Here is an 11717-nt window from a genome sequence, read left to right on the forward strand (position 1 = left end):
GTTTTTTATACTTCCAAGCCTATGATTCAAACTCTTCAATCATTTCTTGAACTTCACTCTTCGGTTTATCTGTTTGACCAAAGCCACGCAGACCAACAACGTGTACGTGTTCGTGATCTTTAAACACCTTACGTACCAGCTTGTAGGTTGTACCTTTCTCTGGGCTAATGTTCTCTGGCGCAGCAATCAACAGCTGCATATCCAGACGGTCACACAGTTCGAATAGCGTTGAAATCGACTTCGCATCCAGACGTGCCGCCTCATCGAGGAACAACAAACGACATGGGATGATGTCTTTGCTGCGTAGACGACGGGATTCTTCTTCCCAGCTCTGAACAACCATCAATAGGATAGACTGACCAGTACCGATTGCCTCACCCGTTGATAGCGCCCCAGATTCCGCTTGCAGCCAACCATCAGAACCACGGTTAACTTCCACACTTAGCTCTAGATAGTTACGATAATCCAGTAGCTCTTCACCCAGAACCTGAGGAGAACGTTGACCCATATCGATGTGAGGGTTCACGCGTTGGAACAGTTTTGCCATCGCTTCTGAGAAAGTGAAACGTGGAGATTCAAACAAATCTTTATGCTGTTCTTGCTGCGAAGACAGACCATGCAATAGCACTTCATGGCTTTCACGGATCTTCACGTTTAGACGCACACCTTTCACCTGACCGAACGAAATGTTCGACAAGCCTTGGTTTAGCATGCGAATACGGTTTTGCTCACGCTGAATCGTCTTCTTGATGATGCTTGCCACAGACTCAGAGCTGATTGCCAGACGGTTTTCGCGTTGAGTTAGCTCTTCAGTCAGACGCGCTAGCTCTACTTCCATTTCTTCGATGGCTTCTACTGGGTCATCTGTGCGGATGATGTCCTGACGAATACGCTCACGAAGGTGCTGGTAAACCGCAATGTAAAACAGAACTTTACGCTCTGGACGTGCATTATCTTCAGACAAACGTAACGCATCACGTAGGTCATCATTGTTTGCAACAGCAAGACGCAGCGCACCCAACGATTTATCCGACATTGAACGCAGTTCATCGGCAGACATGTACGCCAACTCGCGCTTGTGAAGACGACGTTCAACATCGTTTTCACGTGCCAAGCGAAGTACTGAACACCAGCCCGCTTTCGCAGCAACCACGAAGGTACGCAGCTCTGCGTATTCCTTCTGAACTTTCTTCAGACGTTTCGCCAGACCTTTCATCTCTAGCTCAGTAGAGGTGATGGTACGCTCGTATTCACTCTTACGACTACGAGATGTGTGTAGACGCTCGTGCAGCTCATCACGGCGACGGATCGCACGCTCTTCTGCTCCTTCATCGGCGTTAACGCCAAACTCTTGCAGTTCTTGTTTGAACTCTTGAACAGTTTCCAATTTCGCTTGGTGCGAGCTTTTCAATGATGCCAAGACTTGGTTGTATTGGTTCATTTGACCTTGCGCTTGTTTCAACTCTTCACGAGAGCGTGTACGCATTTGCTCAGCCTGAACCAGCTTCGTTTTTAACTGCTCACTAAGTTCACTGCTTTGGTTAAGCAAATCAACAGAGTCTGAATAGGCAAAGTAGTGACGACGCTCAACGAGGTCAGACAAGGCAAAGATCTGCTTCTTCAATTCTTGAAGTTGCTCGTCCGCAGCTTTGTATTCTGCTTCTAACGCATCGAACTGTTCAGGGTCTGCATCAAGTGCAGAAGCAATTTTTTCAAGCTCAGCCACGGCTTTCGCGTGGTTGTTCAAGAACGCTTTCGCTTCTGACAGTTGCGCAATTTTCTCTTCCAGCTCGTCGAAACGCGCTTGCAGCGTATCGTCTTCAATCAGAGCCATGTTTGGCGCGAGCTTGTCTAACGAAGACAGAGCTTGCTTGCTAGTCTGAAGCTGAGAACGATGTTGTTGTTCTTTCGCTTCCAAATCAGCCAATACACGGGCGATTTGACCGCGTTTTTCGCGAACATTTGCCAATGCTTGTTCTGGGTCAGCTTCAAACGCGACTTGAATGTGGTTAGCCACAAACTGGTTGAATGCTTGGTATAGACGCTGCATCTTTTGTGAATCGAAAGCCGCTTTAGCGTGCTTCTCAACCACTTCCTCACGTTCATTACGCAGTAGCTCTAAACGCTGTTCACGCGCCGCGCGTCCAAACAATGGAATTTCAGGGAAACGAGAGTAACGCATTTGGCGGTCGTTCATACGAACGCATACTGCACCTTCAAGTTCTTCTGCGTCAAACGAACTGTCATCAAAGGCATCTATGTCACCTTCAATGATGTACAAATCTTCCGGACAGTCGTCTAGCTCTACCAGTTTCTCTTCGATACCCGACAGGTCAGAAACCACAATCGCGTGACGTGCCGGACCATACATCGCGCTGAAGTACGGTGCGTCGTCGATTGTAATGTCGTCGTAAATCTCGGATAGAAGCACACCGCCTAGTGTATCTGCCAAGCCTTTCAGACGAGGATCGTTTGAACCACCAGGTGATGCCAATCGTTCGATTTCGCTTTCTAGTTGCGAGCGACGCTCTGCCAGTTTGTCTTTCGCTAGAGACAGTTCTTTCTCTTGCTCCAGAACAACCTGCATGTGGCTCATCACAGCATGGCGATCTTCTAAGTCTACACCGCTTTGCTCACGCAATTTTTCTAGCGCATCGTTCGCCGCAATCCATGTTGGTGCAATGGCTTCTAGCTTGTTGATTTCTGCCGCAGCATCTTGCTCTAGGCGACGCTGTTCGCTGCGTTGTTCACGCAGCTCTTCTTGCGTCATTTCTAGCGTTTCGATTTGCATCGCATGACGTTCGCGTTCTTGTTCAAACGTGATTTCGTCCGTCAGTTCAACATGGAACTGCTTTTGGTATTCATTCACTAGCTCGCGCGCTTGACGTTGCTGATTAAGGCTACGCTCAAGGTCGCGATGTTGAGCACGCCACTGTTGTTCGTTTTGTGCGACTTGCTGAGATTCACGCGCTTTCGTAATGACGATTTTCGCTTGTTCAGCTGCATCTTTACGTTCGACTTGCCCAACGATACTTTGTACGAGCTTCAGCGCAGTTTCAAATTGCTCTGCTGCTGCAGAAGACATATCCAACTTGTGCTTAACCGATAGCAGCGCGTTAGTGCTTTCTGATTCTTTGTTCTTAAGCTCAGAAACAAGTGCTTGCGCGGATTCTGCCGTCAGGCTGTCATCACCAAGTAGTTGTTTCACTTTCTCAAGTGCTTGAACCGCTTGTTGGTATTGAAGAGCACGAGTTTGCTGAACGTCTAGTGCTTGTTGGTAGTCAGCCAGTTGCGTCTTGAGGCTGTCCACCTCTTCTTCTGCAACGGTTGCTTGCTCTTCCACCATCATCACGCGTTCTTGCGCTTCTTCAACGACCATCATCTGCTCTTCAAGACGCTCGCTAAGCTCTTCAAGATCTTCTTGGTAACGTTCGATTTTCTCTTGCTGGCGCAGTGCGTTTTGCACCAATTGCAAGTGGTCAGAAGCCGCTTGATAGTCTTGCTCTAGTGCCGATTCCGATTCGATTAGAAGCTCAAGTTCTTCTTGAACGCGATTAAGCAGATTGTTTTGCTCAATCAACGTCTCGCGTGAGCCAAAGAGCTCAGAGCGCAAAGATAGAGTTTGTTCAAGCTTGTTGCGACGATCGTTAGCATGGCGCATGTAGTCAGCAGCCACGTAGTTTGTCGACTCGGTGATCAAGTGTTTGAACAAGTCACGGTCAGCCTGAGTGGTTTTGATCGCTTCTAGCGTCATGCGGTTTTCACGCAACGCCGATTCCATGTCTTGGAATGCTTTCTTCACACCACCGTTTTGTGGCAGAAGGTAATCGCGCAGTGAGCGTGTAATCGCACTTGAGATCCCACCGTAAAGCGAGGCTTCGATCAAACGGTAGAATTTAGAGCGGTCACTTGAGTTGCGCAGTTTCTTCGGAATCACACCGAACTCGAACATTTGCGCGTGGTAATCCACGATTGAAGAGAAGGCTTTGAATTGAACGCCTTCAAATTCCGCAATCGCATCTTTGACTTCATTGATTTGACGTACGCGCGCTTGAGTCGCCGATACGCTTTCAACTAGGATATCTGTTGGTTTCACATGGCTTGGAAGACCTTGGATAACAAACGGTTTGATATCTACTTTTTTGTCACGACCCGCGACTTGCTGCAGTTTTACTGCAAACAATAGACGTTGGTTACGTGAGTTCACTACGTCTAGCGCTGCGTAACACGCACCCGGCTGTAGCTTACCGTATAGACCTTTATCGCGAGACGATTGGCTGCTGCCCGCTTCGGTTGTGTTACGGAAGTGCAGTAGCGTTTGGTCAGGAATCAACGCTGTGATGAACGCTGCCATCGTTGTTGATTTACCGGCACCGTTACCGCCCGATAACGTCGTAACCAGACCATCGATATCAAACGTACGGGCAAAGAAGCCGTTCCAGTTGACCATGGTCAGCGATTGATATTTACCGCGTTCAATCATGCTCATGCTTCACCCTCTTCTGTCATTTCTTCTTGGGCTTGTTCTTCTTGATCTTCTTCAGACAGCAAGCTGCCTTGGCTCGGCTCTTTAGTGTGGACTACGGCTTCACCATCACGGATTAGACGCAGCTGCGCTTCACGGATGTCATCGCCCACACGAACATCAGCACCAAAACGGAATACCGCTTCGCTAATGCTGAATTTACCGGTTTCACCGATGTTGATGATCATCCCTAAACGACGTAGGCGACGAAGTGACGTACGTACTTTTTCAAACAGTTTTTCTTTGTCTAGATCCGAACCCGTTGCACGGTTCGTCACGAGTTTCATCAGCTTTTTCTCGTCTGCTAATGCAAGCAACTCGTCGTAAAGCTCTTGATTGGTGAAAATGCCTTCGTGCGCTAAGCGCTCTGGGCTTAGGTATAGGAAACACAGTACCTTACCCACCAGCATATCCAGCTCAGATAAAACACTGCGGCCAATCAATGATGTTGAACGTGGACGTAAGTAGAAAAAGCCTTCTGGCGCTTTTACCAACTCGGTGTTGTAGCGCTGGTAGAAAGAAGAAAGCTCAAGCTCGAAATCAGACAACAACGCGTGATTGTCGAGATCTTCAGTTGAAATATGACGCCCTGCTCGTAGCATGCTGTCTAGCGCTGGGAACAGAGGGTTAGAAATTGCTTTTGCCAGATTATCTGACATGTATTCATTAGTATCGGTCGATGACATTCGCTTGTACCTTTGCCCCAAATTCGTTGATTGCTTTCCAGTCAGGCTGAATCGCTTGATAATCCGATTCCGAATAACCAAGACGTACGGCTTGATCAACGATAATTCGAGCTAAATCAAAGTGATGAGTGTATGGATGTTGTGCAAGGTAATCTCGCAGCACCACACTTAAATCGATTGGCGTGCCTTGCTCTTTATGCGCTTTTAGCATGTCACCAATGCGTTCTGATAGCTCATCATTGACTTGTTGAAATTCTTCGTATTCCACTTCCATCGGAACTTGGCCGGTTACCTCGTCATCACGCAGTACCAAAGCTTCATCACGAAGGTCGGAAAGCCTTTCTGCATCTGCAAAAGTCAGATACCAAGGCATATCAAAATAGTCTTTTATCGATTGACGCAGACGCGAGCTAAATGCACGGTTCTTATCCATATCGATAGCGGTACGGATGAACTTGTGCACGTGTCGGTCGTAGCCAATCCAGAGGTCAATCGCTTGCTGGCCCCAGCTTGTGATTCGGTCTAGCTTCATTTGCAGACCAAACAAGGCTTCTTCGATGAACTCAAGCTCAGGATCACCGTAAACAATTTCTTGAATATCTAGGATCTGAGTTTGCAGTTCATCACTTGCAGCTTGCAGCGTATCTTGAAGTTCACGCAACGTGCTTGATGTTTCTGACAGAAGTGCTTCACAGTTGTTGATCGCTTCACGCCAGTCTTTGTTTAGCAGGTCGGCAATTTGTTGTTTCACAGATTGCTGCTGCTCATCCATGACACGTTGGTTGAGGTCGATTTGATCAAAGATTTCGCCTACAGAATATTTTAAAACTCCGTACACGTTTTTCTTCCAGTGGCCCGGTGTGCCACCTTTTTGTGCCGCTTCAATCGCTTTCGCCATTTCATCCGCTACCATCGATAGCTGGATAGACAGACGCAGTCTTGAGAACTCGCGATGACGCACGTAGTAATCGGTAATTCCTATCGCTAAAGGCGACAAGCGGTAAATGCTCGCTCCGTCAGTAATTTCACTGACAAAACGGCTAATAAGACGCTGCTTGACCATCTCGTTGATGGCGTTGTTCGCACGAAAAGCGGAGGCTTCGCCAGTCTCATCAAATAGTCGAGTGACGATGGCAAACGCATCGTGCAGTTCACCTTCACCCAGTTCTTCGTCGAACCTTTCATTACTCAGTACGGCGATGGCAATCAAAAATGCCAATCGCTCTGTGGTCAGGTTCAACGAGAAATCGTGCTGCTTAACCCAGCCAACCAACTCATCGATTGGTTGCTCTGCAGCATTGAGAGTCATCTCACTCATTGTTATTCCTGTTTATCGTTCTTTTTGGCCCACACGTGAATATAGCGGCCTAATGAGAGGTATGGCTCTTGTCGACATAGTTGTTTTTCTAGCGCCAACACATCTTCAAACTCGTAATCGCCCATGTATTGCATATTACCTATGTAATCACTAAAGGAACGAATACCAGATTTGCCACAAATGCTAAAACCAGCCTCTTCTATCCATTGATAGACATCTTCCGGTTTCAAGCCTTTTTGCGGCTGTAGTTTAAATCTTTTTCGGTGGGGCATGCCGTCTAAAATATGAGGAATGTTGCCACAAACCACGTTTTTGTAGACTAAACCATGGTGGTTATAGAACATCACTGATGCGATGCCCCCCGGCTTTACTTGTTCCAATACTGTCTCTAGCGCCGTTTTAGGATCAACAAGCCACTCCATGACAGCGTGGAACATAACGAGATCCACCTGTTCTTCCATGTGCTCCGCAATGGACTGAACAGGCGAATGAATCAGGCGATACTGCTCAAGCAAACCGTTTTTTTCAATATCCTGTTTGGCTAGTTGCAGCATTTCCGAAGATAGATCACATAACGAAACACGATGTCCGAGCTTAGCAAGCTTTTGCGACATTTGTGCTAAACCACCACCTGCATCAAGTACTTCTAGGGGTTGCTGGCTCGCATCCAATTCACTTAGAATCTGTAGAAAATCTTCCCACACAATGATTTGGCGGATCTCCCCTTTATCGGAGCCGTAAATATTTTTTGCAAATTTGTGGGCGATATCGTCGAAATTGCGGTCTTCTGTCACTTCTGCTGAGTTATCATATCGGATTGTGCCGCTATTCTGGCACAAGGAAAGCAGGAATAAAGAGGGTCACCCTCATTTTTATTATCAATTGATGTTTTTTCGGACTATTTATGTATGTTTGAGCTGAAAAAAGTAATGTCAGCCTTGCTTATGCCGCTTCCGGCATTGCTACTGATAGGCTTGTTAGGTCTTGCTCTCATTAGTTTTACCACAAAACGTAAAACTGGCTGCTTCGTTGTTCTGTTCTCTTTTGTTGGCCTTTTTCTAGTTGCCTTCCAACCTGTTTCAACCAAGCTTCTCATGCCACTTGAGCGCGAGCATAAGGCCTTTTTACCTGTGTCAGGTACCATTGACTACGTTATGGTGCTGGGTAATGGCCACGTGGTCGATGACGAAATTCCACCAACATCGCAATTAAGCCGCGCGGCGTTGATGCGATTAACGGAAGGCATTCGTATTTTGCGTATGTACCCAGGCGCAAAGCTAATTTTATCAGGTTATGATGGTGGCTCTGAGATCAGCCATGCTCGTATGATGGCAAACGTTGCTTTGGCATTAGGTGTTGCAAAATCCGACATTATTTTGTTGGAAGATGCAAAAGACACATGGGAAGAAGCAAGACAAGCCGCCGCTTTTGTTCAACAAAAAGAGATTGTGCTGGTCACGTCAGCGAGCCACATGAGCCGTGCGCTGTACGAGTTTAACGCAGCTGGAATTAAACCCATCCCTGCTCCAACGAATTTCTTAGCGATAGACGAAGTTAGCCAACCGTGGGACAAGTATTCACCTAAAGCTCGCTACCTTGAGCAAACTGAACTGTTTTGGCATGAATACCTTGGTAGCGTTTGGCAAAGACTGCGTGACACCGTAGGGCAAACGCCGATGGTGGAAGCGGAATAAACCCGATTTATAAACACAAAAAAGGAGAGCATTGGCTCTCCTTTTTCTTTGCTGCTTGTCTGATGGTGATTAATCACCTGCGAACATGTAGCCTTCACCGTGAACGGTCACAAAAATCTGTGGGTTCTTAGGATCAAACTCCATCTTTGCGCGCATGCGTCGGATAAGAACATCAATCGTACGATCATTTGGAGCATCAACTCGATGACTGATCATATTCAAAATACGTTCACGACTCAGCACTTGATTCGGATAAGACGATAACGCCACCAAAAGCTCATATTCTGCTTTGGTTAGTTTTACTGGCTCACCATTACGGCTAAGCGCTCGACGCTGAATATCGAATGTCCACTCACCAAAGCGAACAATGTGTTCATCGTTTGTTTCGCTTGCCGCTTTACTTGCTCCACTTCGCGCCGCAGAAATGCGCCACAGTAGATTTTTAACTCGAACTAGTAATTCCCTTAGTTCAAAAGGCTTTGTCACATAATCGTCTGCACCCATCTCTAGGCCTACGATTTTGTCGATGCTATCCGTGCGTCCTGTTACCAATATGATGCCGATGTCTGATTGACTGCGTAGCTCACGCGTAAGCATTAGGCCGTCTTCGCCCGGCAAGTTAATATCCAACATAATAAGGTCTACATCACCGCCTTGCAGAACTTCGCGCATCTCCGCGCCACTTTCTGCTTCGCTAACTTTGTAACCTTCATTTTGGAAATATCCCGCAAGCTTACTACGAGTTACAACATCATCTTCTACGACTAATACGTGATAGCTCATTTACACCACTTTCTGTCTTCTTATTATCCAAGACGTATTCTATTCATAACTAGTAACATTTCTAGTCATAGATACATTAAAAAGCAAGATTTAGCGTTTTTATTGATTCAAAACAAGCTTGCCCATCACCGTTAATAAGTGCACACAATTCAACATAATCAACAATAATTATAGTTACTGCTATTCATCTTATTTGATTACACTTAGGGGATATCCCTAATTGACTTTATGATGCAATACTCGAAGCATCCTTCAGGAGCCAAAAATGCAAGAAGTGAAAGCTTTTAATGAAAAGCGTGCTGAAATTTACTGGTGGTTTTCGAGCTTATTCGCTAAAGAACTCAGCGAAAAAGAACTAGAAACCTACCACAGTGTTGAAATTCGCAGTTTTTTAGCGGGCTTAGGTGAGAACGAATCACTCAAGCCAGCCGTTGATAGCCTAGTTGATGCCCTAAACCGACTCCAAGACCGCAATGATGCTCAACTAGAACTTGCAGCAGATTTTTGCGAGCTGTTCTTAAAAACAGATAAGTATGGGGCACTACCGTACGCTTCTATGTACATTGGTGAGTCAGGTTTGCTTAATGACAAACCTGCAGAAGAAATGGAAAAACTGATGGCAGATTTTGGGGTTCAGGTAGACGAAAACCTCAAAGAACCAGCAGACCATCTTGCTGTCGAATTGGACTTTTTGGGCAACATGATCATTCGCTCAAATGAGTTAGAGCAAGAAAAACATATGGAAGAGGCTTTCGTTAAACAAAACGATTTCATCCAAAATCAACTCATGTCTTGGTTGCCAAAATTTGCTGAAAAATGTAAGCAATTTGATGAATTTGGCTTCTACTTAAGCGTTGCGCAACTATTAATTGCATTTTGTAAACTGGACAGCGCTTACCTTCTTGGTGAATAATCACCGCCTATTTTTAGGGAGCCTGCCTGTCGGGCTCCCTATTTTATTCGCTTGCTTTTAATCTGGCTCAAAGACGTTCGTTCATTTAGCAGTCAAAATGTGACTTCAAATACACAAAACTCTTGCTGAAAATATTGCCAGTCAGCCCACATAGGGCTAAAATGTGAACGCAAACGATTAAATATGATTTATATGTAAACCGCTGAAATATAGCGGTTTTTGTTTTTTATTAATAGGTTGATGACCACTTCCTCATATTTAGTAGGAAGCCGAGTACCTTCAACCAAGTTGCTACAAATCTTTTTATACCGATTTCGGTACAACCGCTGCCTACTAGAATAGACACTACTGTTGTTGTGGTGTTTAGTTTGCGCAAAAAACTAAGCGTATGGTTGTATTCACTACGGTATTAAGTAGCTCGATACAGGACATCATTTATGGCCACTATAAAAGACGTTGCTCGCTTAGCCGGCGTTTCTACCACGACAGTTTCGCACGTTATTAATAAGACACGTTTTGTTGCAGAAGCAACCCAAGAAAAAGTAATGAAAGCGGTTGATGAGCTTAACTACGCACCAAGCGCAGTTGCTCGTAGTTTAAAATGCAACTCAACTCGTACTATTGGTATGTTGGTAACACAGTCAACTAACCTATTCTTCTCTGAAGTGATCGACGGTGTAGAAAGTTACTGCTACCGTCAAGGTTACACATTGATCTTGTGTAATACTGGCGGCATCTACGAGAAACAGCGCGACTACATCCGCATGCTTGCTGAGAAACGTGTAGATGGCATTTTGGTGATGTGTTCAGATCTAACCGAAGAACTAAAAGAGATGTTAGATCGTCATTCAGACATCCCGAAAGTTGTGATGGATTGGGGCCCAGAGAGTTCTCGTGCGGACAAGATCATCGATAACTCTGAAGAAGGTGGCTACCTAGCAACTAAATACCTTATCGATAATGGCCACACTGACATCGCCTGCCTGAGTGGTCACTTTGAGAAACTAGCTTGCCAAGAGCGTATCGCTGGTTTCCGTCGTGCCATGGCTGAAGCAAAACTGCCAATCAATGAAGATTGGATTCTTGAAGGTAACTTTGAATGCGATACTGCGGTACTGGTTGCAGACAAGATCGCCGCGATGGAAAAACGCCCTACTGCAGTATTCTGCTTTAACGATACCATGGCACTTGGCTTAATGAGCCGTCTGCAACAAAACGGCATCAAGGTTCCAGATGACGTTTCTGTTATCGGTTACGACAACATTGAACTTGCAGAGTACTTCTCACCACCGCTAACAACGATTCACCAACCTAAACGTCGTGTGGGTAAAAATGCGTTTGAGATCCTACTTGAACGCATTAAAGATAAAGAACACGAAAAGCGTGTGTTCGAGATGCAACCAGAGATTGTTATCCGCAACACCGTTAAGAAACTTAATTAAATGAACACAAGCGCCCTTAGGGGCGCTTTTTTTTATTAAAAAAATAACACTTCCCGCACACTTTGCCTCATTCTTAAAAACAACAACTTCCATAAGTTACTGTTTTCTTTACATGTGAATTATTAATTCCCGCTTCTTTTCAAACATTAAATACAATTCTCAATTATGAGTACCCATGCACAAAATGACATTATTTATTGAATCAAGATCACGTTTTAAAATCTAAAGTGTGATGTTAATTCAATATACGAAGTATCCTCATCTGGTCACGCACAGGGCAAACCATCCGAAAGGGTGGGACGCAAAGCCTCCGGCCTGAACCATAGTAGTATATGGAAGGTAGCGGGGTTACCGAT

8 protein-coding genes and 1 riboswitch are annotated in these 11717 nt (G+C 45.5%); of the genes, 3 read left to right on the forward strand and 5 right to left on the reverse strand.

Annotated elements, in window-relative coordinates; genetic code table 11:
- Positions 1–19 precede the first annotated feature (19 nt).
- From mukB to cmoM, 4 genes are read right to left on the reverse strand one after another with little or no spacing between them, the layout of a single operon-like run.
- Complete coding sequence (mukB, locus tag BIW15_RS16220; protein WP_077281313.1) at positions 20–4483, reverse strand: chromosome partition protein MukB; 4464 nt, start codon at positions 4481–4483, stop codon at positions 20–22.
- A 2-nt stretch (positions 4484–4485) separates the two neighbouring features.
- A complete protein-coding gene (gene mukE, locus BIW15_RS16225) occupies positions 4486–5211 on the reverse strand; it encodes a chromosome partition protein MukE (RefSeq protein WP_005483111.1) in 726 nt (241 codons plus the stop codon).
- Positions 5192–6529 carry a chromosome partition protein MukF gene (gene mukF / locus BIW15_RS16230; RefSeq protein WP_005483103.1) on the reverse strand — a complete coding sequence of 446 codons (1338 nt, stop codon included), beginning with the start codon at positions 6527–6529 and terminating at the stop codon, positions 5192–5194. Before mukF ends, mukE begins: the two co-directional genes overlap by 20 nt.
- A 2-nt stretch (positions 6530–6531) precedes the next feature.
- A complete protein-coding gene (gene cmoM, locus BIW15_RS16235; protein ID WP_021485426.1) occupies positions 6532–7323 on the reverse strand; it encodes a tRNA uridine 5-oxyacetic acid(34) methyltransferase CmoM in 792 nt (263 codons plus the stop codon).
- A gap of 114 nt (positions 7324–7437) precedes the next feature.
- Between cmoM and elyC the strand changes: the two genes are divergently transcribed.
- Positions 7438–8223 carry an envelope biogenesis factor ElyC gene (gene elyC / locus BIW15_RS16240; protein ID WP_005457224.1) on the forward strand — a complete coding sequence of 262 codons (786 nt, stop codon included), beginning with the start codon at positions 7438–7440 and terminating at the stop codon, positions 8221–8223.
- A 69-nt stretch (positions 8224–8292) separates the two neighbouring features.
- Here elyC and torR read toward each other — a convergent pair whose 3' ends face one another.
- The gene (gene torR, locus BIW15_RS16245) at positions 8293–9006 is read right to left on the reverse strand and encodes a two-component system response regulator TorR (protein ID WP_005457237.1); all 714 of its coding nucleotides are present in this window, start codon (positions 9004–9006) and stop codon (positions 8293–8295) included.
- Positions 9007–9271: 265 nt separating this feature from the next.
- Between torR and torD the strand changes: the two genes are divergently transcribed.
- A complete protein-coding gene (gene torD / locus BIW15_RS16250; RefSeq protein ID WP_005457256.1) occupies positions 9272–9919 on the forward strand; it encodes a molecular chaperone TorD in 648 nt (215 codons plus the stop codon).
- Positions 9920–10356: 437 nt separating this feature from the next.
- Positions 10357–11361, forward strand: a complete 1005-nt coding sequence (gene purR, locus BIW15_RS16255) for an HTH-type transcriptional repressor PurR (protein ID WP_015296483.1) — start codon at positions 10357–10359, stop codon at positions 11359–11361.
- Between the two features lie 266 nt (positions 11362–11627).
- A riboswitch (cyclic di-GMP riboswitch) is annotated at positions 11628–11717 on the forward strand.

The sequence above is a fragment of the Vibrio sp. SALL6 genome, assembly GCF_002002385.1.
In the GTDB taxonomy this organism is placed as follows: domain Bacteria; phylum Pseudomonadota; class Gammaproteobacteria; order Enterobacterales; family Vibrionaceae; genus Vibrio; species Vibrio parahaemolyticus.

What these genes read in the sequence shown, in the direction of transcription:
- mukB (WP_077281313.1), bottom strand. Translation starts at nt 4,483, where the DNA reads ATGATTGAACGCGGTAAATATCAATCGCTGACCATGGTCAACTGGAAC.
- mukE (WP_005483111.1), bottom strand. Translation starts at nt 5,211, where the DNA reads ATGTCATCGACCGATACTAATGAATACATGTCAGATAATCTGGCAAAA.
- mukF (WP_005483103.1), bottom strand. Translation starts at nt 6,529, where the DNA reads ATGAGTGAGATGACTCTCAATGCTGCAGAGCAACCAATCGATGAGTTG.
- elyC (WP_005457224.1), top strand. Translation starts at nt 7,438, where the DNA reads ATGTTTGAGCTGAAAAAAGTAATGTCAGCCTTGCTTATGCCGCTTCCG.
- torR (WP_005457237.1), bottom strand. Translation starts at nt 9,006, where the DNA reads ATGAGCTATCACGTATTAGTCGTAGAAGATGATGTTGTAACTCGTAGT.
- torD (WP_005457256.1), top strand. Translation starts at nt 9,272, where the DNA reads ATGCAAGAAGTGAAAGCTTTTAATGAAAAGCGTGCTGAAATTTACTGG.
- purR (WP_015296483.1), top strand. Translation starts at nt 10,357, where the DNA reads ATGGCCACTATAAAAGACGTTGCTCGCTTAGCCGGCGTTTCTACCACG.